This window comes from Pseudomonas paralactis (genome assembly GCF_001439735.1).
Taxonomy (GTDB): domain Bacteria; phylum Pseudomonadota; class Gammaproteobacteria; order Pseudomonadales; family Pseudomonadaceae; genus Aquipseudomonas; species Aquipseudomonas paralactis.
In genome coordinates, this window is the sequence record NZ_JYLN01000008.1 from 221,202 (window position 1) to 246,824 (window position 25,623).

General features: G+C 60.2%; 25 protein-coding genes. 10 read left to right on the plus strand and 15 right to left on the minus strand.

From position 1 onward, the window contains the following. The first annotated feature begins 48 nt into the window (after window positions 1-48). From TX23_RS20620 to TX23_RS20630, 3 genes are read left to right on the plus strand one after another with little or no spacing between them, the layout of a single operon-like run. Complete coding sequence (locus TX23_RS20620) at window positions 49-975, plus strand: ABC transporter ATP-binding protein (protein ID WP_057703788.1); 927 nt, start codon at window positions 49-51, stop codon at window positions 973-975. Then, a complete protein-coding gene (locus TX23_RS20625; RefSeq protein ID WP_057703789.1) occupies window positions 972-1,697 on the plus strand; it encodes an ABC-2 transporter permease in 726 nt (241 codons plus the stop codon). The genes TX23_RS20620 and TX23_RS20625 overlap by 4 nt, the downstream gene beginning before the upstream one ends. Window positions 1,698-1,712: 15 nt before the next feature. Continuing rightward, window positions 1,713-3,455, plus strand: a complete 1,743-nt coding sequence (locus TX23_RS20630; RefSeq protein WP_057703790.1) for a Gldg family protein — start codon at window positions 1,713-1,715, stop codon at window positions 3,453-3,455. Window positions 3,456-3,459: 4 nt separating this feature from the next. Here TX23_RS20630 and TX23_RS20635 read toward each other — a convergent pair whose 3' ends face one another. The 3 genes from TX23_RS20635 to TX23_RS20645 all read right to left on the minus strand — a co-directional run bounded on the left by TX23_RS20635 (window position 3,460) and on the right by TX23_RS20645 (window position 5,988). Next, a complete protein-coding gene (locus tag TX23_RS20635; protein ID WP_057703791.1) occupies window positions 3,460-3,768 on the minus strand; it encodes a hypothetical protein in 309 nt (102 codons plus the stop codon). A 259-nt stretch (window positions 3,769-4,027) separates the two neighbouring features. Then, window positions 4,028-4,462, minus strand: a complete 435-nt coding sequence (locus tag TX23_RS20640) for a DoxX family protein (protein ID WP_057703792.1) — start codon at window positions 4,460-4,462, stop codon at window positions 4,028-4,030. A 104-nt stretch (window positions 4,463-4,566) separates the two neighbouring features. Next, complete coding sequence (locus tag TX23_RS20645) at window positions 4,567-5,988, minus strand: MltF family protein (protein ID WP_057703793.1); 1,422 nt, start codon at window positions 5,986-5,988, stop codon at window positions 4,567-4,569. A 236-nt stretch (window positions 5,989-6,224) separates the two neighbouring features. Between TX23_RS20645 and TX23_RS20650 the strand changes: the two genes are divergently transcribed. From TX23_RS20650 to TX23_RS20665, 4 genes are all read left to right on the plus strand, one after another. Beyond that, the gene (locus TX23_RS20650; protein ID WP_057703794.1) at window positions 6,225-7,031 is read left to right on the plus strand and encodes a TatD family hydrolase; all 807 of its coding nucleotides are present in this window, start codon (window positions 6,225-6,227) and stop codon (window positions 7,029-7,031) included. Window positions 7,032-7,127: 96 nt separating this feature from the next. Beyond that, on the plus strand, window positions 7,128-8,609 hold the full coding sequence (locus TX23_RS20655) for a methyl-accepting chemotaxis protein (RefSeq protein ID WP_057703795.1): 1,482 nt from the start codon (window positions 7,128-7,130) through the stop codon (window positions 8,607-8,609). Between the two features lie 224 nt (window positions 8,610-8,833). After that, window positions 8,834-9,007, plus strand: a complete 174-nt coding sequence (locus TX23_RS28510) for a hypothetical protein (protein ID WP_244885971.1) — start codon at window positions 8,834-8,836, stop codon at window positions 9,005-9,007. 245 nt (window positions 9,008-9,252) lie between these two features. Continuing rightward, window positions 9,253-9,615, plus strand: coding sequence for a DUF962 domain-containing protein (locus TX23_RS20665; RefSeq protein ID WP_057703796.1), 363 nt, complete (start codon window positions 9,253-9,255; stop codon window positions 9,613-9,615). Between the two features lie 6 nt (window positions 9,616-9,621). Here the strand turns inward: TX23_RS20665 and TX23_RS20670 are convergent, their stop codons facing one another. The 3 genes from TX23_RS20670 to TX23_RS20680 form a co-directional block, all read right to left on the minus strand. Next, window positions 9,622-10,419 carry an acyl-CoA thioesterase gene (locus TX23_RS20670; RefSeq protein ID WP_057703797.1) on the minus strand — a complete coding sequence of 266 codons (798 nt, stop codon included), beginning with the start codon at window positions 10,417-10,419 and terminating at the stop codon, window positions 9,622-9,624. An 89-nt stretch (window positions 10,420-10,508) separates the two neighbouring features. Beyond that, window positions 10,509-11,270 carry a CHAD domain-containing protein gene (locus TX23_RS20675; protein WP_057703798.1) on the minus strand — a complete coding sequence of 254 codons (762 nt, stop codon included), beginning with the start codon at window positions 11,268-11,270 and terminating at the stop codon, window positions 10,509-10,511. A gap of 44 nt (window positions 11,271-11,314) precedes the next feature. After that, window positions 11,315-11,593, minus strand: coding sequence for a hypothetical protein (locus tag TX23_RS20680; protein WP_005786355.1), 279 nt, complete (start codon window positions 11,591-11,593; stop codon window positions 11,315-11,317). Window positions 11,594-11,809: 216 nt separating this feature from the next. Between TX23_RS20680 and TX23_RS20685 the strand changes: the two genes are divergently transcribed. After that, window positions 11,810-12,847, plus strand: a complete 1,038-nt coding sequence (locus TX23_RS20685) for a patatin-like phospholipase family protein (RefSeq protein ID WP_057703799.1) — start codon at window positions 11,810-11,812, stop codon at window positions 12,845-12,847. 555 nt (window positions 12,848-13,402) lie between these two features. On the opposite strand, the gene TX23_RS20690 is transcribed toward TX23_RS20685, so the two are convergent. From TX23_RS20690 to kdpF, 6 genes are all read right to left on the minus strand, one after another. After that, window positions 13,403-14,092: a response regulator gene (locus tag TX23_RS20690; RefSeq protein ID WP_057703800.1), complete on the minus strand. Its 690-nt coding sequence runs from the start codon at window positions 14,090-14,092 to the stop codon at window positions 13,403-13,405. A 137-nt stretch (window positions 14,093-14,229) separates the two neighbouring features. Beyond that, window positions 14,230-16,872 carry a sensor histidine kinase gene (locus TX23_RS20695; RefSeq protein WP_057703801.1) on the minus strand — a complete coding sequence of 881 codons (2,643 nt, stop codon included), beginning with the start codon at window positions 16,870-16,872 and terminating at the stop codon, window positions 14,230-14,232. 127 nt (window positions 16,873-16,999) lie between these two features. Next, window positions 17,000-17,545, minus strand: coding sequence for a potassium-transporting ATPase subunit KdpC (kdpC, locus tag TX23_RS20700; protein ID WP_057703802.1), 546 nt, complete (start codon window positions 17,543-17,545; stop codon window positions 17,000-17,002). A 27-nt stretch (window positions 17,546-17,572) separates the two neighbouring features. After that, window positions 17,573-19,630 carry a potassium-transporting ATPase subunit KdpB gene (gene kdpB, locus TX23_RS20705; RefSeq protein WP_205886236.1) on the minus strand — a complete coding sequence of 686 codons (2,058 nt, stop codon included), beginning with the start codon at window positions 19,628-19,630 and terminating at the stop codon, window positions 17,573-17,575. A gap of 15 nt (window positions 19,631-19,645) precedes the next feature. Next, window positions 19,646-21,340: a potassium-transporting ATPase subunit KdpA gene (gene kdpA, locus TX23_RS20710; RefSeq protein ID WP_057703804.1), complete on the minus strand. Its 1,695-nt coding sequence runs from the start codon at window positions 21,338-21,340 to the stop codon at window positions 19,646-19,648. 8 nt (window positions 21,341-21,348) lie between these two features. Beyond that, window positions 21,349-21,438, minus strand: a complete 90-nt coding sequence (gene kdpF, locus TX23_RS20715) for a K(+)-transporting ATPase subunit F (protein ID WP_057703805.1) — start codon at window positions 21,436-21,438, stop codon at window positions 21,349-21,351. A gap of 413 nt (window positions 21,439-21,851) precedes the next feature. Here kdpF and eat point away from each other — a divergent pair, with 413 nt between their 5' ends. Beyond that, window positions 21,852-23,216 (plus strand): ethanolamine permease, encoded by a 1,365-nt coding sequence (gene eat / locus TX23_RS20720; RefSeq protein WP_057703806.1) that lies wholly within the window; start codon window positions 21,852-21,854, stop codon window positions 23,214-23,216. Between the two features lie 111 nt (window positions 23,217-23,327). Beyond that, entirely contained in the window at window positions 23,328-23,495 is a 168-nt protein-coding gene (locus TX23_RS27430) for a DUF2897 family protein (RefSeq protein ID WP_003172675.1), read from the plus strand. A 56-nt stretch (window positions 23,496-23,551) separates the two neighbouring features. Here TX23_RS27430 and TX23_RS20725 read toward each other — a convergent pair whose 3' ends face one another. The 3 genes from TX23_RS20725 to TX23_RS20735 form a co-directional block, all read right to left on the minus strand. Continuing rightward, a complete protein-coding gene (locus TX23_RS20725; RefSeq protein ID WP_057703807.1) occupies window positions 23,552-24,400 on the minus strand; it encodes an urea carboxylase-associated family protein in 849 nt (282 codons plus the stop codon). 14 nt (window positions 24,401-24,414) lie between these two features. Beyond that, on the minus strand, window positions 24,415-25,059 hold the full coding sequence (locus tag TX23_RS20730; RefSeq protein ID WP_057703808.1) for a GntR family transcriptional regulator: 645 nt from the start codon (window positions 25,057-25,059) through the stop codon (window positions 24,415-24,417). 140 nt (window positions 25,060-25,199) lie between these two features. Beyond that, window positions 25,200-25,532 (minus strand): ComEA family DNA-binding protein, encoded by a 333-nt coding sequence (locus TX23_RS20735; protein ID WP_057703809.1) that lies wholly within the window; start codon window positions 25,530-25,532, stop codon window positions 25,200-25,202. Between the last annotated feature and the right edge of the window lie 91 nt (window positions 25,533-25,623).

Below are 25,623 nucleotides of genomic sequence, written 5' to 3' on the forward strand. Positions count from 1 at the left end.
ATACAGCCGCCGCCTCTCACCCGCCCCGCGCACTTATTCGGTAACGACATGATCGAGATAAGCAACTTAACAAAACAGTTGGGCAGAACACGCGCAATCACTAACATCTCCTTCAGTGCGCAGCATCAGGAATGCGTGGGTCTGCTGGGGGAAAGTGGTGCGGGCAAAACAACCTTATTGAACTTGATCGCCGGTACAATCAAACCGACTTCAGGGCAAATCAACATTCTGGGATTCAATACCTCAACCCATTCACTTCAAACAAAAAAAGCCATTGGCTATCAGCTTCAGGGTGGACTCACCCACCACAGAATGTCCGTCAAAAACATACTTAATTTTATTGCGGCCATCCACGGTTTGAGGGGGCTCGAAAAGCGCAGCCAGGTAGAGCAGGCGGCCGCACGGCTGGATTTGATGCCCGTGCTCGACTGCCCCGTCGACATACTGCCCCCTGGATTCAAGCGCAGGGTTGCACTGGCCCAGGCTTTGCTCCACTCCCCAAGCCTGCTCCTGCTCGATGAACCCACACAAGGGCTATGCCCTGATCAACGGCTCAAGTTCAGCGCACTCATCAAGTCCCTGAGCGAGGACATGACGATCATTATCGCCTCCCGCCAGTACCACGAACTGACGGACATGTGCAGCCGTGCCCTGGTCATCGCCGGTGGGCGCCTGGCCGCCGATGCTTCGCTGGCGGATCTGCAGCGCAGTTCCCGGCATTTTCAGGCTGTGACCCTGGCGTCAGACAGCCCGTTGGATTTACTCGCACTTGCCGTATTACCCGGTGTCGCGGGCATTGAGGAAGACCGCCATGCCCAGGGCAAAGTGACTGTCCTGGCCATGCCCGGGCACTCCATCTTCCCCGCCATTAACGCGCTTATCGCACACCGCGGCTGGAACATAACGTCATTGAGCCTGGAGCCGGGTCGCCTGAGCGATGTGGTTCACCATCTGAGCCAGGAGGTATCTGCTTGAGACTGCTACCTGTTATTTTCAAGCGTCAACTCGCCAGTTATGCTTCCTCACCAAGCACTTACCTGAGTGTGGCGGTTTTCCTCGTACTGTGTGCGACATTGGGATTGGACGCCCAGCACTGGGTGGAGCGAAACAGCAGCGATTTGCAGGTTTTCTTCGAACTGCACCCCTGGCTCTATCTATTGTTAATACCCATTTTATCGACGCAGTTGTGGTCGGATGAATACAACAACAGCTTTTGCGACACGCTGAAATCCTTGCCTGTCACCGCCACGGAACAGGTGATCGGAAAATTTATGGCCGCCTGGACCGTCTGCGCACTTGCATTAATGTTTAATTTCCCTCTGGTGATCGTGGTCAACTATCTGGGCACGCCGGATAATTCCGTTATCGCGTCACAATTCCTGGCCAGTTGGCTGCTGGCCGGAAGTTATCTCTCGGCGGGCTGCTTCATCTGTGTACTTGCCAAACAACGCATCGTAATTTTCCTGCTCACACTCGGCTTATTGCTGATCGCCAGCGCGCTTTCCTCAATGCTGGATGCACTTGATAACCAGGCACCCATTTGGATTATCGACAGCCTAATGTCCCTTGATCCTATTGCTCGCTTTAGCACGATGGATAACGGCAAACTGACACTGCATGACGGCTTGTACTTTATAAGCATGATCCTGGCTTTTCTCTTTGCGACGACCATCACCCTCAACTACAAGAACAGCTGAGAAGGAAAGCCACTGATGGGATCCGCTCTTCGTGCGGGTATGACATTACTTGTCATATCGCTACTGTTTCTGGCCTTCAATCTGGTCTGGGTACCGAAACTACCCAATGTCCGTTGGGACGTTTCATACACACAAATCCATACCTTATCGCCATCGACACGCCAACTGCTGACAACACTTGAACACCCACTGGACCTGTATTACTTCAATGCCATCAATGCCCCTCAACGGAGCCAGGCGATGAGTCGTTACGGCCGTCGCGTTGAAGACATGCTCAAGGAAGTCGAAAAAGCGGCCAACGGCATGATCAATCTACATGTCATCAATCCAACGCCTTTTTCAGAAGATGCTTACAAAGCCGGTTTGTTTGGCCTGGATGACACGCAAGGATTCCTGGGCCTTATTGGCACCCGTGCCGGCCATAGCGCGCAACGCATTGACCTGTTCAGTCCCGAACATGAGCCTTTGCTTGAATATGAAATCAGCCACCTGCTCCACAAACTCACGCACCCTGAACGCCCTACTATCGGCCTGCTGTCGGGGCTGGCGCTGGATGAACCTGCCGGCGAACTACTGGAACAGATGCGCGAACAATTCAACGTGGTGGAACTGGCACCGACCATCGCTCAAGTGCCGTCATCGATAACTGCTTTGATGGTCGTACAGCCGCGCGCCCTGCCCGAGCGGGCCCTGTATGCCATTGAGCAAGCGCTAATGAGAGGTGCGAAGCTGATGGTCTTTATCGACCCGGTGAGTGAGATAGCGGCGCAAGCCATATCGACCAATGCCAGACTGGATGCGCTGCTCACCGCATGGGGTATACAAATGCCTGCGGACACGCTGTTGGTCGACAATCTTTACGCTTCATCGGCTACGCCCGGCCCCGGAATGCCAAAGGTATTGCACCCGGCCCGGCTGGAACTTCCACGACAGGCAATGAACCCGACGGATCCGAGCACCTGGAAAGTGGATGCCGTAACCGTGTCCAGCAGCGGCGCACTCTCTCTGTCCAACAACAATCGTACGCTGCTGACCCCCTTGTTGCAGAGCTCCCGACAGTCCGCGCTGGTGGATGCAGAGCGCTTTGCGTCTGCGACCACCTTCGACTCACTCATCGATGAAACCGCCACCACAGGAGAGCGCCACGTGATCGCCGCCCGCGTTGAGGGCCCCGCTTATTCGGTGTTTCCCGACGGTTTCAAGGACCTGCCACCGGGGATGCAACGAGCCGAGCAGATCCAAGTGGTGGTCGTGGCCGACACCGACGTGCTCGCCGACGCTGTCAACACTGCTCAGCCCAACGGCAACACGCAATTTGTACTCAATACGCTGGATAACCTGGCAGCCCCGGAGATACTCAGGCGCATCCAACCGCGCGTTATTACCCAGCCACTGCACAGGCTCGAACACATGCGCGAAGAAGCCGCGCAGGCTTATCGCAAAAGTGCGGTTGAACTGGAGCGACGACACGAGCACACAGAGCAAGCCTGGCAAAGGCTGAATCCAGAGCACGCAAGCCTGGTCACACAGGCCGTGGATACCAACACCCAGTTGCAGGCACTCAACAAGGAGCGCCTGCAATTGCCCATCGAGTTGCACGCACTCAAGGCCCAGGCATACGCGCCGTTGCAGCGCTTCGAGCGATACCTGAAAGGGCTGATGATCGCCACGATGCCGTTACTGTTATGCCTGATTGCCTGGAGCCTTGTCCTTTATCAGCGTCGACGCCGATCAGCCGCGCCAGCAGCCTATGACTGACCGCTCAACGCCGAGCAATCAACCCTTGGCGGGCGATGCGCGTCAGTTGGTGGATCACTTCATGGGCGTCGCCGGCACTGGGCGCCTGGATCACTGCAAGGTCGAAACTATTGCTGGCAAAACGAGCCAGGGATTCGCCGTCCTTCACAAACTGGATCAGGAACGCCGAAGGCCGACCGCTACGGCGTGGCCAGCCGTCCAGGTAACGCAGGAGCGTCGGCTGGTGTTTACCGCCCAAGAGGATTTTTGGGTTGCGTTGAGTCAGGTCCGCAGTAATCGGGGCCAGGCGTATGAGAGGGCGTGGTGCATTCATCGTGTCGTGTCTCTGCCTCAAAAGTCTGCGGGCAGGTGAGAGGCAACACCGAACCAGCGCTTTAGCGGTATTTCGAAGAGTGCCCTGGGCAAGGATACGTACTTCTGTCGGGCTGCATTGAGTCCCAGTGGCGCCCCGCAATTAGCTGTTTAAATCGGCGCATGAGCAGCATCCTAGAGAAGCCGGTGGGGCAGTGTCAAGAATCCCGAGCAACGAAAAGGCCCGCAGATGCGGGCCTTTTCCGGGACATACAGACTGATCAGTCAGTGATCGCGCGGTCAACCGACAGTTTGCCGGCGCCTTCGAGCAACACCGCCAGCGCCCCGCCGAGCAAGGCCAATGCAAATTCATAACCGTTGTTGGCCATGAACAGACCGTTGTGGATATGCACCGAGAAGATCGCCACCAGCGTGAGGAAGGTCAGGCCCAATGCCGCCGGGCGAGCGAGCAAACCAATGATCAGGGCCAGGCCGGCGAAAAACTCGGTACCGCCCGACAACACTGCCATCAGGGTGCCCGGCGTCAGGCCGAGGCTTTCCATGAATTGAGCAGTACCCGCCAGGCCACCGCCGCCAAACCAGCCGAACAGTTTTTGCGAACCGTGGGCGGCAAAGATCATGCCGACGAAGATGCGCAGGATGGTCAGGCCGTAACCGGCACGGGTGGACAGGACGCGTGTAATCATTGGGCTCATTTAAGTAAATCCTTTTCCAGGTAGGGGTTGGTTGGCCGCTATATTAATCAGTTTAAACAATGATAAAAGCGCAAATATTGCCTAGTTAATATCGATAAAATTGATTATTTGCGTGAGGCAATTTTAGCTGCCGGCGGCTCCAGGGACTCTCGCTCCCGGTCGAACGCCAAGTAATACTTGTTGACGCTATTAACATAGCTGACGCCGCCCATTCCCACCTGCTCCATGGCGATGCGTTCAACCTGGAAGAACCATTGATTGGGGTTCAGCCCGCGACGTCTGGCCTCGGTGCGCATCCCCTGCACCCGCTCCGGGCCCATGTTGTAGGCCGCCAGCACAAAAGCCATGCGCTCGCGCTCGTTGAGCTTGGGGCTGGAGAAAAATTTACGCCGGATCATCGCCAGGTAACGTGCGCCGGCTTGCACATTGCTGTCGAGACTCTCGATATTGTTGACCCCCACCCGCTGCGCAGCCGAAGGCGTGATTTGCATCAGGCCGGTCGGGCCACCGCTATTGCGTGCGCCAGGGTCCAGGGAGGACTCCTTGAACGCCAAGGCCGCCAGGTTCAGCCAGTCCATCCCTTGCTCGCGTGCATGTTTTTGCAGGACCGGGCGCAGTTTTTCCAAACGCTGGCGGTCGGCGCGCGCCAGCGGGTTGCGCACCTGGTAGAGACGTCGGTAGATGCGCTGGAACGCCACGTCCTGATCGGCGGGGGTTCGATAGGTCTTGAGAAATCGGTCAATGCTGGCGCGCAGCATCGAAGCGTCCTGGCGCACGAACCAGAACTCGTCACCCGGCTCGCTGATCACCACCTGCTTGTCAAAGCGCAGCTTGGGCAGGATTTTCGACCAGCGCTCGGCAATCGGTTTTTCAACGATCGTCAGGTGAAAAATCCCGGCCTGCACCATCTCCAGTACATCCTCTACCGCCAGGCTCGGGTCAACCCACTCCACCTTCACCGGCGCTCGCTTGTGCAGCGCCAGTTTCTGATTGACCTGACTGATGGCATCCGCCGCCGCACTGCCGGTAGTCAGCGTCAGTGTGCGACCAGACAGTTGCTCCAACTTGGTAAACCTTCGCTCTCCCTTGACGCCGACCAGCCATAACGGCACATCGCTGACAATCGGCTCGCTGGCGCTGATTTTGTGTACGGCCTTCACATCCAGCAACTCGCCGGGCGCTACCAGGTCGCCTTCGCCACGGGCCAACGCGCCGAGTAACTGGTCCTTGGCCTTGGGGATAATCTTGAGGTTGATTGCCTGGCCATCGCGGGCATGACCGTTGAGGTACTGCTCGAAGGCGCGCAACCGATGGTATTCGACGCCGATGGCCTGGCCCTGAACTTCACCGGAACTGTTGCGGCTCTGGTTGACCAGTACGCGCAAGGTGCGACTGGAACGAATCTGCGCCAGGTCACGCACCTTGCCGGGCTTGGTGACTTCCAGCGGCCCGTCCAGACGTGCGACCGCGGCCATGGGCAGCAGCAACGTCAGGCACAACACAAGCAACGCCGAGGGTCGGATCATCCGCTCTCCGGAAAGAATACTGGCCAGCGCCTTTGCCAATAACAAAGTGCTGGAGGTCAGAAACAGAGCGCTCTATGCGCTGGCAAGGCGCGCAACGGCAACACCGTGACAGGCAACCGGCCAACCACAATGTCGCTTGCGACGTTCAAAGACAGCGATAACGCGTTGTAGTTCCTGGTTTTTCTTATAAATCTACAGCTCTGATATGCTTTCCGGCCGCAGGCGGAGATAGCACCATGCAACTCATTGATATCGGCGTCAACCTGACCAACCCCAGTTTCGACGAGAGGCACCAGGCCGTCCTCGAACGTGCCTACGCCGCCGGCGTGCAGCAATTGGTGCTCACCGGCACCAGCATCGAGGGCAGCGAACAGGCCCTGGAGCTGTGTGTAAAACTGGATGAAAGCGGCCAGCGTTTGTTCAGTACCGCGGGTATCCACCCTCACTCTGCCAGCGACTGGAATGGCGACAGCGCGCAGCGCCTGCGTAGCCTGTTGGGAGACAGTCGGGTACGTGCCGTGGGTGAATGCGGGCTGGACTTCAACCGCGACTTCTCCCCTCGCCCGCAGCAGGAAAAAGTCCTCGAACACCACCTGGCCCTGGCCGTCGAGCTGAAACTGCCGGTGTTTCTCCACGAGCGCGACGCCAACCAGCGCCTGCTGGAGATTCTCAAAGACTACCGCGACCACCTGCCCGCCGCGGTGGTGCACTGCTTCACTGGTGAACAAGCCGCGCTGTTCAGCTACCTGGACCTGGACTTGCACATCGGTATCACCGGCTGGATCTGCGACGAACGCCGAGGGACGCACCTGCATCCGCTGGTCAGGGAAATTCCCCGGGGCCGCCTGATGCTGGAAAGCGATGCGCCGTACCTGCTGCCGCGCACCCTGCGCCCCAAGCCGAAGAACGGTCGCAATGAACCGGCGTACTTGCCCGAAGTACTGCGCGAAGTGGCCTTGCACCGTCACGAAACGCTCGAAGACCTGGCGACCCACAGCACCGCCTGTGCCCGCCGCTTTTTCGGCTTGCCTGATGTGGATTGATGCCACCCATTGACCCAGGTCAAAAACGCGTTTCTGCGTAGCGGCACAATAATGGCACCTTGCCAATGCTGTTTCCGCTATCAGAGAAAACCTTCCATGGGTGCCTGGCTTAGCAATATCTCGCTCAAGTACAAATTCTGGGCCGTAAATGCGGTCGCCTTCATTACCACCCTGCTGCTGGTGCTGTACGCGGTACAGCTTGAGCAACAGGCACGCAGCCAGGCATCCCAGGCTTCGGCCCAGGCGCAGGGGCGCTTGCTCAGCGCCTGGCCAGCCGACAAAGCCCTGCCCACCGGCGAGCAATGGCTGACCTATGCCCAGGGGCAAATCCCACAACTGGGCGACCAGGCTCTTGCAGCCTTGAGCATTGCCAGCGGTTGGGTCGAACTCAATCACATGCCGCTGCTGGGCAACAACCCACTCATAGGCGCCGAGGTGATCAAGCGCGCTGACGGTCAACACGTCGCCGTGCTCGCCTACGCTCCCAGCCTTGGTCAAGTATTCAGCGAACGCTTCGCCAACTACGCCGTCGCCGTGGCGATCCTCATGTTGGCCATGCTCGGCGCCTCACAGCTGTTGATTCGCTTCCTGCTCAGCCAACTCAACACCCTCAAGGACGTGATGCTGCACGTCGAGAAAACCGGCGACCTGTCGGCGCGCGTGCCCTTGGCCTGCAAGGACGAAGTCGGCCAAATGGCCAGTGCGTTCAATGCCATGCAGGCTGGCTACCAGCGCGTGGTCAACACCGTGGCACGCACCGCCCGGCAACTGGATGACGGCGCCGCACGCCTGGCCAGCAGCATGAACGAGGTGCAGCACGGTATGCTCGGCCAACAGAGCGAAACCGACCAGGCCGCCACCGCCATCAATGAGATGACCGCCACCGTCCACCATATCGCCCAGCACGCCGGTGCCACCCGCGACCTCTCCCAGACCGCCGACACCCTCGCCGGCAGCGGCCAGGCGGTGGTCACCCGGGTACAGCATTCAATTGCCGGGCTGTCCAACGGCGTGCAACAAACCGCCGAAATGATCCAGAAACTGGCCCAGGACAGCCAACAGATCAACGGCGTGGTCGGGGTGATCCACAGCATCGCCGAACAGACCAACCTGCTGGCGCTCAACGCCGCGATCGAAGCCGCCCGCGCCGGTGAAATGGGCCGAGGTTTCGCGGTGGTTGCCGACGAAGTGCGTAACCTGGCCAAGCGCGTGCAAAGCTCCACCGACGAAATCACCCGCATGGTCTCGGCGCTGCAAGCCGGTACTCGCGATGCGGTGGACTTCATGCAGGAAAGCTCATTCAAGGCCGACGACTGCGTGCAACAAGCCCAGGAAGCCGGTGCCGCACTGGCGCAAATCACCGGTGCGGTGGCACAAATGCGCGAGAGCAACACCCAGATCGCCGTCGCCGCCGAACAGCAAAGCCATGTGGCCGAAGAAATGAACCGCGCCGTGGTGAGTATTCGCGATGTCACCGAAAACACCGTCCAGCAGACCGTGTCGTCGGCAACCACCAGTAACGAACTGGCGACGTTGGCCGGGGAGTTGAGCAAAGCGATTGGGCAGTTGAAGCTGTAAGACTGCTCCACCTGTAATCCGATTCCTACCGCCAAGTTTCGGTTTACCTGAAGTTAAGGCGAAACTTCCTCGCCATCCCCGTGAATAACACCGACTTCTTTTACCCAAGAACCTCTGCAAAGTCCCTCGCCTGATCAAACAGTGCGAGGGATTGCAGGAGCAAAAAGAGGCCATATCCTGCTTCAACTGGTTCCTGTCAGCCGGTCAAGAATAGGTGTCCCCTGATGAGTTTTTTGGAAGACGAAATAGAGGCAGCCTTTAATACCTTGAACATTGGCGCTGGAGAACTGAACGAAAAAAGCACGGAGTACAACCCTGACTTTTGGAAGGAAATACCGTATCGCATCAGCGAGAGGGATCTAATTCTGGTGGTATTTGACTCAGCATATACCGCCTGAAAAATTGATAACTCTCGAGTTCTAGCATCTGTTCTAGGCGAAACCACCGGCTATCCATTTTGGATAACCGATAGCGAAATAACGTTTTTGGTGCATATGGATGATCATGACTGCGTCATTTGGGCATGAGGATCACTCCGCCAAACTGTTCTCTATAGCCCTAATAGCCAGCCTTGATTCGCTACCCCGCCCGTGCGCACCTAAACTCTGTCCAAGTTGTTCCAACGGACAGAGGACTCACGATCATGGGCAAACGTCACCCCAATCTCCCCGCCTGGCAATGGCGTCACTACCCACAAAACCATCAGCATCCGACCAACCTGGCGTTGCATATGATTGCCGTGCCGCTGTTTATCGTCGGCTTCCTGCTGATCGTTTCAGGGGTGTTCAGCCTGAGCCTGGCCAGCTTGGCTATCGGTGTGGTCGGCATCGTGGCGGGCCTGGCGTTGCAGCGTCACGGCCACAGCCTGGAAGCCCAGGCCAGTGAGCCATTCAGCGATCGTAAAGATGCGGTGCAACGCCTGGTGGTCGAGCAGTTTGTGACCTTCCCGCGCTTTGTGCTGAGCGGTGGCTGGTGGCGTGCCTGGCGGCAGCGTCACCACCACTGAGGGGGCCTAGGCGAATACCACCACGGTCTGGCGGCTGAGGGCGATCAACTCGCCGGTCGGGCTCCACAGCGCAGCGGCAGCGTGGCCGTAGCCGTCGCGGGCGTGCTCGATGTTGACATGGTACTGGCACCAGTCGAGGGTGGTCAGGTTTTGCAGTGGCTGGATGAACTCGATGGTCCAGGTCAGGGTGCTGCCTGGCGCAGGCTTTTTCAGGTGCGGCAGCAAAGCCGGCGGCCAGGCGTCGACCAGGGCGAGGATATGCGCTTCGGTCAGTTGTTCTTCTTTCACATCCCCGCGCAACCGCACCCAACCGCCCATGTCGCGGGATTTATTGCCGGTAAACGGCAGGCCACCCACGGCCCAACGCATCGCCAAATGGCGCATGAACTCAGGGGTAACGCCCTTGATGTAGGGCAACTCCTGACATTCATCCCAATGCTTGAACACCGGCGCCGGTTCGCTCGCCACGTCGATTTCCGAGGTTCGAGACGCGCCAAAACTGGCCTGCACCAGGGTCGCTACTTCACCGTTCTGGACCACGCGCCCAAGCAGTTGGCTGACGGCCTTGCCCTCACGCAGCACTTCGACTTGATAGCTGGCAGGCACGTCCGGCGCCACCGGGCCCACAAAAGTGATGGCCAGGGAGCGTAGAGGGCGATCCGCCGACACCTGGGCACGCAACGCCTCGTATTGCAAAGCGGCGACCAGGCCACCAAAGCTGGCACGGCCCTGGGCCCATTCGGCGGGAATGGTGACATCCAACGGGTTGCTTCGAGCAGCGTCGAGCAAATCACTAAAGCGCATGGCGACCTCACATCAAGACAATCGATGGGCAATTTTAACCACCGAGACGGACCGGCACAGCGCCCATTCCGGCCAAAAGCCGGACCGTGTCAAAAACAATCGGCGCTGAGTTTGTCCAGTACACGGTCAGCCTGCCCTTGGGCCTTGAGCATGGTGCGCTGCCAAGTGGCGACGCAAGGTTGCAGATCGGCCTGCTGCCCGGCCTGGGCCAACCACTGCCAGCAGTCATGCCAGTCGCCCAGGGCGCTTTGGGCTTTCTTCAATCGCGGCATGGCGTTGGCGGGTAGCTTATCCAGTTCGGGGTAAGCCTCGGCGGCGTAGCGCACACGCTTGATCAGCAAGCGCAAACGGTGGCGATCATGCTCGGGATCCTTCAGAGCGTGGTCGAGTGTTTGCCATTGTTTGGCCAAGCGTTTCTCGATGCGCGGGCGCAGCCCCTTGAGCAGTTTCTGGTGCTGGGAGGCGCGAATAAAACGAGGGAATGCATCCAGAATCAGCAACAGGTGCGCCAGTTCCGGGCTTTGCGCCACATGGCGATAGGCCTCGGGCTGCAGGCGCAGGCGCCGATCAGCCGCGTCGTGATAACCGTGCTGGTGCAAATAAGCCGCCAGAACCTCGCGGTCACGCAGCGGCGTGGTCAGTTGGCCCACCGTGCTGGCGGCCAATTCAAGTTGCTCCACACCGGGCAGCCCGCGCAGAGGGCGCAACAGGCTGCGCAAGCGCCGTACGGTGGTGCGCAAATCATGCAGGGCTTCATCGTCAGTGACGGCGGCGAGGCGAGCCTGGCAGCTCAGTAACCCTACTTCCAGGCCAATGACCTGAGCGACTAACTGATTGACCAACGCTGACATCCTGCCCTCACTTTCTGATGAATAATCCTACTCGCCGCTACAGGTCAACGCCCGGCGCGAGACTCACGAATATAGAACCGCGCCTTCTGGGCTTTGTTGGAGCACCCTTCAAACGCTTCAAACTGCTGCTGGGTCTTGGCGCCAGTCAATAGCGACAGAGCCTTGGAGTAACTCACGGTGCCAGCAAAACCTTCTGCCTTGGCCAGATCGAGTTCTTTCCAGGCGGCATCCAATTGGGAACCGCAGCTGTCGCGGTAGGCCGTCTTGCCGGCACAGCCGGCCAAGGCCAGCACGATCACAGGCACACACATCCAGGCTTTCATTGATGACACCTCAAAATAAGCAAAATCATTCGTAGCCTGTAGACGTTGCCCACAGGGAAAAGTGCCTTGTCCTTAGCCTGATATCGGTCGTACCTATTGCCAGAGCATACCCGAGCGCAAAGGTTATCCTCGAAAAATATCGCGGGCCCAGCAGATGATTGAAGCCGCCCCCCTGATGGGTGCATTGTGGGCACCTGTTTTGCGAAGGACTGGGTCATGAAAAAACGTGTTGCCTTAGTGCTGGGCTCCGGGGGAGCCAGGGGCTACGCCCATATCGGGGTGATCGAAGAAATCGAACGCCGCGGTTATGACATCGCCTGTATCGCCGGCTGTTCGATGGGCGCGGTGGTCGGCGGCATCTATGCCGCCGGCAAGCTGGACGAGTATCGAAACTGGATAGAAAGCCTGGACTACCTCGACGTGTTGCGCCTGGTGGATGTGAGCTTTCGCCTGGGTGCGATTCGCGGCGAAAAAGTCTTCGGGCAGATCCGCAAGATCGTCGGCGACATCAATATTGAAGAGCTGCGCATCCCCTACACCGCCGTGGCTACCGACCTTACCAACCAACAGGAGATCTGGTTTCAGGAAGGCTGCCTGCACCAGGCCATGCGCGCATCGGCGGCGATCCCGAGCCTGTTCACGCCGGTGATGCAGGGCAACCGAATGCTGGTGGACGGCGGGCTGCTCAACCCACTGCCCATTGTGCCGGTGGTGTCGAGCCACTGTGATTTGATCATCGCGGTCAACCTCAATGCCACCAACCAGAAACACTATCGGCTGCCGGTGATCCAGCGTCCGCCGGCGTTCAAGAGCCGCTTCAACAGCCTGGCCAAGTCCCTGGGCTCGCACCTGCCGTTTCGCCGCAAGCAGGCCGAGCAGTTGATGAAACTCGAACAGGAAGCCTTGCAGGCCCAGGCAGCAGAGATCAACCCGTGGCTGGAGTCGGCTGAACCCGAGGCCCAGCAACCTGCCGCGGCGCCGGAGAAAGCCGGCGCACCGAAGTCGGCGACCGGCTCGTTCATCATCGACAACGTCGGGCCTGCGTCGCTGCTGGACCTGATCAACCAGAGTTTCGAGGTGATGCAAACCTCATTGGCGCAATACAAAATCGCCGGGTACCCGCCGGATGTACTGATCAACGTGCCGAAGCGGGTGTGCCGGTTTTTCGAGTTCTACAAGGCGCCGGAGTTGATCGCCCTGGGGCGGGAGATTGCCAGTGATACGTTGGATCGGTATGAGAGTGAGCAGGCTTGAGTGTGTGGGTGTTGCTGATGACCTCATAGGGGCATAGGTATCTACACAACTCTCTGGTGCGAGGCCGGACTTGTGGGAGGGGGCTTGCCCCCGATGGCGGCCTAAGAGCCGACCAGGATGCTGGACGTTGATCGAGTGCATATCCGTTATTTAGGTGACGGCTGCTATTGGTTCCGCCCTTACGGCGGCTCACTTTTGAAAAGCGCAAAAGTAAGCAAAACGCTCTTGCCCCACCACTCGGCACCTCGCTTAGGCTCGGTGTGCCCGTAATCCGCCATGGATTTGGGGGGCCGCCGCCACGCGCCATCCATGGCGCGGGGCGGCTAAACCGGCATCCCTGCCGGTTTACCCCCCAAATCCCTGTCGAATTCCGGCCAGCGTGGTTTGACGGGGCGCCTAAGATCAAGATCAAAAGCAGAGCAAGAGCAAGAGCGACTCGCTTCGCATCGTGGTTAGCGTCGGCAGTGGCTACAAAAGTTGTGTAGATACCCATGGCTATCGGGGCAAGCTGTTCTGGTCAAGCCACCGATGAGGCCAGTTCTAATAGCAGTGAACTCAAGCACTCAACAACCGATACCCCACCCCCGCCTCAGTCACGATAAACCGAGGCTGGGTCGGGTCATCCGCCAGTTTCTGGCGCAGGTGCCCCACCACGATTCGCAGGTAATGGCTGTCTTCGGTATGGGTCGGGCCCCAGATGTCCTTAAGCAATTGCTGCTGGGTAATCACCCGCCCCGGATGCCGTGCCAGTTGCGCCAGCACCGCGTACTCCTTGCGGGTCAGCGCCACCTCGGCGCCGTCCAGCAGCACGCGGCGATACGCCAGGTCCACCGTCAGCGGGCCAAAATTCAAGGCGGCTTCCTGGGTCTCGCCCGCCGGTGCCTGGCGCAACAAGGCGCGCACGCGGGCGAGAAACTCCTGGATGCCGAAAGGTTTGGTCACGTAGTCATTGGCGCCACCGTCGAGGGCCTCGACCTTTTGGCCTTCGCTGGCCCGCACGGACAGCACCAGCACCGGCACCGTCGACCACTCGCGAAACTCGCGCAGCACCTGCTGGCCGTCCATGTCGGGCAGGCCCAGGTCGAGCACCAGCAGGTCCGGCTTGTTCAGAGCCGCTTGCGCCAGGCCTTCGTTGCCGGTGCCGGCCTCGATCACTTTATAGCCCTGGGAGGCCAGGCTGATGCGCAGGAATTTGCGGATCTGCGGTTCGTCATCAATGACGAGAATCGTCGCGGTCTGGCTCATGGTGTCTCATCAAAATCCATTAAAAAATCACCCCCTGTAGGAGCGAGCTTGCTCGCGAAAAACCTCTAGCGCCGCGTGAATTCAGGACGCCATCATTATCGTTAACGACCTTCGCGAGCAAGCTCGCTCCTACAGGATTATTCCAGAACAGGTTGTGTGGGCAGTGGTAAAAACAAAGTGATGCAGGTGCCCCGCCCCTCAATGCCTTCAGCCACGCTGATATGCCCGCCGTGCGCGCCGACCATGCCCTGGCAGATCGCCAGGCCGAGGCCGGTGCCCTGCCCGCCTCGATCACCGCGGGCAGCGGTGTAGAACATATCGAAGATCTTCGCACGCTCTTCCTCGGGAATCCCCGGCCCTTCATCCGCCACGGCAAAAAACAACTGCTCATCCCGCACGCCCGCGCTCAACTGCAAGCGACCCTGGGGCGGCGAAAAACGGGCGGCGTTTTCCAGCACATTGACCAATGCCTGTTCGATCAGCGCGGCATGCACATACAGCAAGGGCAGTTCCGACGGTACCTCGGTGCTCACTTGCAACGGCGCCAGCACCGCACGCAAACGCCCGAGAGCGCTGCCAACAATATCGGCGGGCGACACCCAATCGCGTGCCAGTTTCAGCGCGCCGTGGCCCAGGCGCGTCATGTCCAGCAGGTTCTGGATATAGCGGTCCAGGCGTTCGGCTTCATCGCGGGTGCCTTCAAGCAATTCGCGACGATCCTCCAGGGGGATGGCTTCACCGAGGGCCAGCAGGCTATCGATGCTGCCGCGCATGGAGGTCAGCGGCGTGCGCAAATCGTGGGACACCGACGCCAGCAAGGCGCTGCGCAGTTGTTCGGTTTCGCCGTGCAAGCGCGCCGACTCCAACTCTTGCCCCAACTGCGCCCGCGCCAGCGCCTGGGCCAGTGGCTGGCTCAAGGCGGTGAGCAAACGCCGGCGTTGCCCGCTCAACTCCAGGCCCGGTTTGGCGCTGACACCGAGCAAGCCCAGCGGCCCCTCTTCACCCGACAACGGCCACCACCACCAACGCCCAAACGGCAAGGTGCCGGTGCCCATGCCAGCCGGCTGATCATGCTGCCAGGCCCAATCGGCGGCTGCGCGTTCGGCTTCGGTGAGGGTCAATGGGCCACCGGTTTCGACCGTCCAGCCGCCCTGACCGTCGCGATTGACGAGGCACAGGTCAAGGTCGCTCCAGCCTTGCAGATGGTGGGCGGCGGCGCTGATCACGGCTTGGCGATCGGTGGCCGCCGTGAGCTTGCGCGACAGGTCGAGCAGCTCGCTGGTCTCTTCCTGGGTATCGCGCAACGCCTGCAACTGGCGGCGCTGACGTGCGGCGAGGTTGCCGGTCAACGCCGCCATTAACAGAAAGAACAACAGGGTCAGCACGTCTTCTTCACGCTGGATAGCGAAGGAGAAATTGGGCGGGATAAACAGAAAATCGTAAGTCAAAAACGACAGTGCCGCACACACCAGGGACGGCCCCAGACTGCTGCGCACCGCCACCAGCAGCACCGCGGCGAGAAATACCAAAGAGATGTTCGGCAGCGCCAACGCACTGGACACGGCCCAGGCCACTGCGGCAGCGGCGAGGGTCGCCACCACCGCCAAGGCGTAATCGAACCACACCAACCCGCGTACATCCGGCAGGCGTGGCGGTGCAGGCATGTCATCGCTGTCGAGGACGTTGATTTCCAGGCCGCGGGCATTGCGCAACAGCCGCGCTGCCAGGCCGCCACCGAACAAGCGCCGCCGCCAGCGCATCCGCGACTGGCCTACCAGCAGCAAGCTGGCACGGCGCTCGGCGGCGTGCTGGATCAGGGTCTTGGCGACTTCCCCCGCACGCAGCAACACCACTTCGCCGCCCAACCGCTCCGCCAGTTGCTGGGCATTTTGCAGACGCAAGCGCGACTGCTCATCCCGCGCCCGGCCGTTATCGACATGCACCAGGCTCCAGGGCAAATGCCGACGCTGGGCCACACGGCTGGCATGACGCACCAGGCGTTCGGCTTGCGCATCGCCATCCACGCCCACCAGCAAACGCCCGCGAACCGCCGGCGCGGCCTGGCCGAGTTGGCGATAGCCCTGGGCCAGGTCGTCGTCGACGTGGGCGGCGGCGGTTTGCATCGCCAGCTCGCGCAGGGCCATGAGGTTGGTCTGGGTGAAAAACGCATCAATGGCCGCACGGGCCTGCTCCGGCACATACACCTTGCCGTCACGCAGACGCTCAAGCAGCTCGCGGGACGGCAAGTCGATCAGCAGCAGTTCGTCGGCCTCTTGCAGCACCCAGTCCGGCAAGGTTTCGCGCACTTGCACGCCAGTGATGCCACGCACTTGGTCATTGAGGCTTTCCAGGTGCTGGACGTTGACCGTGGTGAATACGTTGATGCCGGCGGCGAGCAGCTCCTGGATGTCTTGCCAGCGTTTTTCATGACGGCTGCCAGGGGCGTTGCTGTGGGCCAGTTCATCGACCAGCACCAGTTTTGGCTTGGCGGCGAGCAGGCCGTCGAGGTCCATTTCTTCGAGCATCACGCCACGGTATTCGCTGCGCAACAGCGGTTGTTGCGGCAGGCCGCTGAGCAAGGCTTCGGTCTCGGCGCGGCCATGGGTTTCGACCACCCCGGCGATCAGGCGCACGCCCTGGCGCAATTGGGTGTGGGCCGCCTGGAGCATGGCGTAGGTTTTGCCCACGCCAGGCGCAGCGCCGAGGAAGACTTTGAGCCGACCACGGCCCGCCCGGGGCAGATCGGCTAACAGGGCATCGGCGCGGCCGGCGTCGCTCATGCTCGGGGGTTCCTTCAGGTATTGATAGAGAGTCTTCAAGGCCGCCATCGCGGGCAAGCCCGGCTCCCACAGTGGAATACATTCCAAATGTGGGAGCCGGGCTTGCCCGCGATGGCAATCGTCTTGCTTACAACGCTTCCAAAGCCATGTTCAAGGCCAATACGTTTACTACAGGCGGGCCTACCAGAGGGCTTTGGATGTGCTCATCCAGCAACCGCTGCAAGGTCGACACTGGCACATTTCGCGCCGCCGCCACTCGCGCCAGTTGATAGGCAATCGCCTGCGGTGGCAAGTGTGGATCAAGGCCGCTGCCCGAGGTCGTGAGGGAGGCCAATGGCACCGGGCCCTGGCCAGGCACTGACTGTTTGCCGGCATCCTCGATTATGCGGGTCGCCAGGGCAGGATTGCTGGGGCCCAGGTTACTGGCACTGCTGGACACCGTCGCAAAGGCCCCTGCTGATGGACGTGGGTGAAACCAACTGTCGCCGGTAAAGTCCTGGGCGATCAGGCTGGAGCCGCGCACCTTGCCGCTGGCGTCGCGCACCAGGCTGCCATTGGCTTGGTCGGGGAACGCGACCTGTGCCACGCCAGTGACCACCAGCGGGTAGGCGACGCCGGTGATCAGAGTCATGAGCACCAGCAGACTCAGGGCCGGGCGAATGATGTTTGTCATAGTCAAATCCTCAATAAATCAGACAGGTCAAACCAGGTGCAGCGCGGTCAGCAGCATGTCGATGGCCTTGATCCCCACGAACGGCACCAACAGCCCGCCCAGCCCATAGATCAGCAGATTGCGCCGCAACAGCGCCGCCGCACTCGCCGCCTGCACCCGCACGCCGCGCAGCGCCAGGGGAATCAGCACGACGATAATCAAGGCGTTGAACACAATGGCCGAAAGGATCGCGCTCTGCGGGCTCTGCAAGTGCATGATGTTGAGCACGCCCAGTTGCGGGTAGATCGAGGCGAACAACGCCGGCAGGATCGCGAAGTATTTGGCCACGTCGTTGGCGATGGAAAAGGTCGTCAGCGCGCCACGGGTGACCAGCAATTCTTTGCCGATCTGTACCACGTCAAGCAGCTTGGTCGGGTCGCTGTCGAGGTCGACCATGTTGGCCGCCTCGCGTGCGGCCTGAGTGCCGTCGTTCATGGCCATGCCGACGTCAGCCTGGGCCAGCGCCGGGGCGTCGTTGGCGCCGTCGCCACACATGGCAACCAGGCGACCATCGTTCTGCTCATGGCGAATACGTGCAAGTTTCTTCTCAGGCGTGGCTTCGGCCAGCACATCATCCACACCCGCCTCAGCGGCAATCGCGGCGGCGGTCAGCGGGTTGTCGCCGGTGACCATCACGGTACGAATCCCAAGCTTGCGCAGCTCGGCAAAACGCTCGCGGATGCCGGGCTTGACCACGTCCTTGAGGTGGATCGCACCCAACAATTTTCCGTCAGCGCACACCAGCAAGGGAGTACCGCCGCTTTGGGCGATCTTGTCGATTTCCCGGGACAGCGCAGGTAACAGCTCGCTGCGTTGCTGGCCGATAAACGCCAGCAGCGAATCCACCGCACCTTTGCGGAACACGCGGCCCTGGTAGTCGACACCCGACAAGCGGGTCTCGGCGCTGAAGGGTACGGCGGTCAACTCATCCAGGCTCGGCTCGGCCTGCGGGTGCAAGGCACGCAGGTATTCAACGATGGACTTGCCTTCCGCCGTGTCATCGGCCAGGGATGCCAGCAGCGCGCCTTCAGCCAATTCCCGACCACTGACGCCAGGCGCCGCGACCACAGCCGAACAGCGACGGTTACCAAAGGTGATGGTGCCAGTCTTGTCCAGCAGCAACACATGCACGTCCCCCGCCGCTTCCACCGCGCGGCCGGACTTGGCAATCACGTTGAGGCGTACCAGGCGGTCCATGCCGGCAATCCCGATGGCCGACAACAGGCCACCAATGGTGGTGGGGATCAGCGTCACCAGCAGTGCGACCAGGAACACCAGGGGCAAGCTGCCATTGGCAAAGTGGGCGAACGGCTGCAGGGTCACGACCACCAGCAGAAAGATCAGGGTCAGGCCGATCAGCAGAATATCCAGCGCGACTTCGTTGGGGGTTTTCTGGCGTTTGGCGCCTTCCACCAGCGCGATCATGCGGTCCAGGGTGGACTCGCCCGGGTTGGCGGTGATGCGGATGAGCAGCCAGTCCGACACCAGCCGCGTGTTGCCGGTGACGGCCGAACGGTCGCCGCCGGACTCGCGGATCACCGGGGCGGATTCGCCGGTAATCGCCGCTTCGTTGACCGCCGCAATCCCTTCGACGACCTCGCCGTCACCGGGGATCATTTCCCCGGCGGCAACACGTACCACATCGCCCTTGCGCAGGCTGGTGGCCGGCACCACCTTGAAGCTGCCATCGGCTTCCTGACGTCGGGCGCTCAAGCCTTCGCTGCCAGCCTTGAGGCTGTCGGCGCGGGCCTTGCCGCGGCCTTCGGCCAGGGCTTCGGCGAAGTTGGCGAACAGCACGGTAAACCACAGCCACACGGCGATTTGCACCGCTACAAAAGTGGGCACGGTGGTGTCGGGCACGAAGCACAACACAGTGGTGAGGATGGCGGTCAGCTCGACCACCAGCATCACTGGCGAGCGTTGCAGTTGGCGTGGGTCCAGCTTGACGAACGCCTGGACCAGCGCCGGGCGCCACAGCGCCGAGATGGCGGTTTTGGCAGGCTCCTGGGGTTTGACCGGGGCCGCGTTTTTTGCAGGCATATTCATTTTCATATCCCTTAACTAGAAGCCCATGCTCAAGTGTTCAGCGATGGGGCCCAACGCCAGCGTCGGCAGGAAAGTCAGGCCGCCCACCAACAAAATGGTCACGGTCAACAAAGTCACGAACAGCGCACCATGGGTGGGGAAGCTGTTCTGGCCAATCGGTGCGGCTTTCTTCATCGCCAGGCTGCCGGCCAGGGCCAGTACCGGGAGGATGTAGCCGAAGCGGCCGATCAACATGCCCAGGCCCAGCATCAGGTTATGGAATGGTGTGTTGGCGCCGAGGCCGGCAAACGCCGAACCGTTGTTGGCACTGGCCGAGGTGTAGGCGTAGAGCAACTGACTGAAGCCGTGTGGGCCAGGGTTACTGATAGCGCCCGCCGGGCCCGGGAGGCTGGCAGCGATAGAACTCAGCACCAGCACACCAACCGGCATCACCAGCAGGGTCACCACCAACAATTGCACTTCCCTGGCCTGGAGTTTCTTGCCCAGGTATTCCGGGGTGCGGCCGATCATCAAGCCGGCGAGGAACACCGCGATCAACACGTTAAGCAACATGCCGTACATACCGGCACCGACACCGCCGAAGATCACTTCGCCGACCATCATGTTGACCAGCGCCACCATCCCACTCAGAGGGCTGAGGCTGTCTTGCATACCATTGACCGAGCCGTTGGACGCCGCGGTAGTGGTCACCGACCACAGCACGGTACCGGTGGTGCCGAAGCGTGTTTCCTTGCCCTCCAGCGGGGCGGTTTGCTCTACGGCCGGGTTGTTCAGGGTTGGGTTGGGCTGGTATTCGGACCACAGCGACGTCGCGCCGCCGATCAAGAACAGCGCCAGCATGCACGCGAGGATCGCCCTGCTCTGACGCAGATCCTTGACGTAGTGGCCGAAGGTAAACACCAGTGCCACCGGGATCAGAATGATCGAGGCCACTTCAAACAGATTGGCCCAGGCCGTCGGGTCTTCGAACGGATGCGCCGAGTTCACGCCAAAGAAGCCACCGCCGTTGGTGCCCAATTGCTTGATTGCAATCTGGCTGGCGGCCGGGCCCAAGGGAATCACTTGGTCCACGCCCTGCATTGTGACGGCATCAACATAGTGGGCGAAGGTTTGCGGCACGCCCTGCCATACCAGAAACAGTGCGAGCACCAGGCACAACGGCAGCAGGCCGTAGAGGGTAGCGCGGGTCATGTCGACCCAGAAGTTACCCAGGGTCTGGGCAGATTTGCGCCCGATCCCACGGCACAAGGCGACCAGGACGGCGAGACCGGTCGCCGCACTGACGAAGTTCTGCACCGTGAGGCCGGCCATCTGACTTAGATAACTTAGGGACGCCTCACCGCTGTAGTTCTGCCAGTTGGTATTGGTCATGAAACTGACGGCGGTATTAAACGCCAAGGTCCATTCCTGGCCCGGCAGGTTTTGCGGGTTCAGCGGGAGGGAGCCTTGAAATAACAGAATAGAGAACAGCAGCAGGAAGCCGGCGAGGTTGAATGCGAGCAAGGCCAGCATGTACTTCTGCCAGCTTTGTTCCTGCTGTGCGTCCACACCCGACAGGCGATAACAGGCGTTTTCCACCGGCCCCAGCACCGGGCTGAGCCAGGTGCGCTGGCCCTCCATCACCTTGTAGTAGAACCGCCCCAGGAACGGAGCCGGCACCAGTACCACGGCAAAGAAGGCGATGATCAGCCAATAGTCATAACTGTGCATAGCCGCTCCTAGTTCCGATCCGCGCGTAACAGCGCAACCAGCAGATAAATGAACAGCGCCACGGCCAATAGCAGTGACACCGCGTCCAGAACGCTCATGGGAGTTTCTCCGTCTTGCGGCGATTGCCGCGTGTGGTGGCATTGTCCGCAGGAGGGGCGTAAAGGAACGAGGGCGAGGTGTTGGGTGGGGCGTAAAGATGGCGTAAAGAGTGGGTTTATGCGGGGTTTACAGGAAGATATGCAGTGGCTGGGAGGGCCTCATCGCGGGCAAGCCCGGCTCCCACATTCGACTGCGTTCTTTCAGTTAACACTCGGTCAAATGTGTGAGCGGGATTGCCCGCGAAAGCGCCCGCCAAGTCACCACCGCACTTATGTGGTGCAACTCATGCCACATTCAAACGCCAAACCGTCCCCCCGGCGACATAGGCACTGCTTTACGACATAGTTCTGAGGCTTGGCATAGCCACTGCAACACCTTGAATCATTCCAAACGGTTCAGGGAGCGCAGCACAATGAACACACAACTCAAACCCACCTTGGGCACCTTGCACCTATGGGGCATCGCCGTGGGGCTGGTGATCTCCGGCGAATATTTCGGCTGGAGCTATGGCTGGGGCGTCGCCGGTACCCTGGGCTTTCTAGTGACCTCATTGATGGTCGCCGCGATGTACACCTGCTTTATCTTCAGCTTCACCGAGCTGACCACCGCGATTCCCCATGCCGGAGGCCCCTTTGCCTACAGCCGTCGCGCCTTTGGTGAAAAAGGCGGCTTGATTGCGGGGCTGGCTACCCTGATCGAATTCGTCTTCGCTCCGCCCGCAATTGCCCTGGCCATCGGCGCCTACCTGAACGTGCAGTTCCCGGCACTCGACCCCAAGCACGCCGCCGTCGGCGCTTATATCGTGTTCATGGGCCTGAACATCCTCGGAGTCAAACTTGCCGCCACCTTTGAGCTGGTGGTGTGCGTACTCGCCGTCGCCGAACTGCTGGTATTTATGGGTGTGGTTGCCCCGGCGTTCAGCTTCAGCCACTTCGCCCTCAACGGCTGGGCCGGTTCCGACACCTTCGGTGCCCCGGCGATTGCCGGTATGTTTGCCGCGATCCCCTTCGCCATCTGGTTCTTCCTCGCCATCGAAGGCGCGGCCATGGCCGCCGAAGAAGCCAAAGATCCCAAGCGCACCATTCCAAAGGCCTACATCAGCGGCATCCTCACCCTGGTGATCCTGGCCATGGGCGTAATGTTCTTCGCCGGTGGCGTGGGTGACTGGCGTACCCTGTCGAACATCAACGACCCACTGCCCCAGGCGATGAAAACCGTAGTGGGCGACAGCTCCGGCTGGCTGCACATGCTGGTGTGGATTGGCCTGTTCGGTCTGGTGGCGAGCTTCCACGGCATCATCCTCGGCTACTCGCGTCAGTTCTTCGCCCTGGCCCGAGCCGGTTACTTGCCGCCCTTCCTGGCCAAACTCTCACGCTTCCAGACGCCCCACCGCGCCATCATCGCCGGCGGCGTGGTGGGTATCGCCGCCATCTACAGCGACGGCCTGATCAACCTGGGCGGCATGACCCTGACCGCCGCGATGATCACCATGGCGGTGTTCGGCGCCATCGTCATGTACATCATGAGCATGATCAGCCTGTTCAAACTGCGTAAGACCGAGCCACTGCTGGAACGCACCTTCCGTGCGCCGGGCTACCCCATCGTGCCGGGTATTGCGCTGGTACTCGCCGTGGTGTGCCTGGTAGCGATGGCCTGGTTCAATGCCCTGATCGGGCTGATCTTCCTGGGCTTTATGGCGGTGGGCTTCATCTACTTCCAGATGACCGCACAAGACCGCATCGATGCGCCGGCGGATGCAATGTTGACCGGACAATAGCGCCTATGAGGCAGAACGGGCCTACACTGAACTACTCAGAAAGCCCGTCACTCAAAGCAGTGATTACCGTGGGAAAATTCTCCCACGAACCTCTGCCTCAAGGAGCGTCTTATGCCGTGGTATGCATGGTTGATTATGGTAGTAGCGATCGGGTCGATCGTCGGTGGCCTGATGATGCTGCGTGACAGCGCCAACAAGGTGGAACTCACCGACGAACAACGCAAACGCGTAGCCGAGCGCAATGCGCAGGCGGATGCCAAGGATGCGCAAGACCGATAAACGCTTATTCCCCCGTGGCGAGGGAGCTTGCTCCCGCTGGGCTGCGAAGCAGCCCCCTACTCCCATTGCGCCTTGGCAATATGCAACCCATGTTGCCCCTTATAGGCCGCACGCTCAGGCTGGCTCCAGCCACTGAGCAACTCATCCTCCAGCCTATAGATCTCAACCCCCAACGGACGACACACCGTCAGCGGGTCCTGCGCCTCCGGCCCCCACATTGGCAACGACAAATCCCCACCCGGGCACGTCGACAACGCACACAGCAAATCAATCTCGGCAAAGAACTCAAGGTAATCGCCCTTCTGCGCCGGACAGGCTTTCATAAAGTACATGTCATCGTGATTCAGGCCCGTGCACTGAAAAATATTCAACACGTCATGCACGTCGAATTCCGTCAGGCCGTGGGGCAATACCGCGCGAGTTAGATTCGAGTGGCAATGGTGATGAAAGTCCTGCCCGGTCAGCATACGGTTCACATAGGGGTCGCAACGCGTGCCAAGCAGGTCGTGCAGGCGCCCGCCGTGCTCATCGATGCCGTAGCTGGCGAGGCTGTCGTCAGTAATAGTCACCAGCGGCCTTAGAAACGGCAGGTTCGACCACAACCGGTCATGGGTACTGACATGAGCGCCCTGAAGCTGCCGAGTGCGCGCGGCCCACAAGCGTTCGCGTGGGTCATTGGCATTCCAGACGTTGAAGTCCCCCACCTGCGGGCCCACCGGCGTGGTCACACGAAACACATGCCCGGCGGGCACCTTCCACGCCTTCCCCGTTCGGATCGGCACCTCAAACTGTTCGATCAACGTACGCTGGCCTTTCTGATCACGAATACGCTCATAGAACGCCGTATCCACCTGCAACGCCGAACCTTTGCTGACCTGGTACGCGGCGGGATAGTCTTTGTACATGGGGCAATCCTCCATCAAGGGTGATCAAACAAAACAAGGGAAAGGTGTTCTGAATCGTCCAGGTACAGACTCATCGCCTCACTGGCAGCCTGGGTTTGGTTGCTGGTTAACAACGTGTATATCTCTAGGTCGCGCTCCAGCCAGGGCGACTGGAAACGCTGCTCATCCGGCGCAGCGCAAAACACCAGACGCAACTGGGCAATCACCTGGGCGAAGAACTCGTCGAACAACGGGCTGCCCATCAACGCGACGATCTGTTGGTGGAACACAAGACTGTGGGTGGCCACCGCTCGCCAATCCTCGCGCTCCCGGGCCAGGGTGGTGGCGTCGATGGCGTTATGCATACGCCCTGATTGAGCGTCCGTCAGCGGGCCACATTGGGCTATTGCCCGCAACTCCAGGGTGCGGCGGACTACGAAGAGATCACGCACCTCTGCTCGCTCCAGGCGCCGAACCATTACGCCCTTGTTGCGGACATAGCGGGTAAGGCCTTCTTGGCCCAGGCGATGCAGCGCCTCACGGATGGTATTGCGTGAGGCGTTGTACGCCTTGACTAACTCCGCCTCGACGAGCGAAACACCCGGCAGCAAACGCCCGCCGATGATGTCGGCGCGTAGTTCCAGGGCTATTTGGTCGGCTAACGACAAGCTGAGTGTCATGGTTACCTCAAGATTGTTGAACAATCGTTGAGAGGGATGTAATCACGTTTCATGCCAATGCATGATTGAAAAGAAATAGACGCAAACCCGATAAAGGAAAGGCCGGTCAATGACCGGCCTTCTGGGCGATATTCACATCCTCAGTTGATAACCAACCTGTCGCGATTCTTCTCCAGCAGTGCTTTGCCGATGCCTTTCACTTCCAGTAACTCATCCACCGCGGTGAACGGACCGTTGCTTTCGCGATACGCAACGATTGCCTTCGCCTTGGAAGCGCCTATACCAAACAGATCACGGCGCAGGGTTTCGGCGTCGGCGGCGTTGAGGTTGACCTTGGAGGATTGCTCGGGCTTGGTCATCTGGGTGGAGATCGGGGTTGGGGGCTCTGGCTTGATGGACGGCGCAGCGGTGGTGGCGACGGAGAGGCTGGTGAGGAAGGCGAAGATTAGGGAGGAAATGTAGAGGTTTTGCATTGGTGACGCTCCATGACATCGGTGAGGGAAAGCAGCTTTTCCGAAGCTGCTTCTCAAACCTAGATGATGTTGAGCGAGAGTCAAAAGTGGC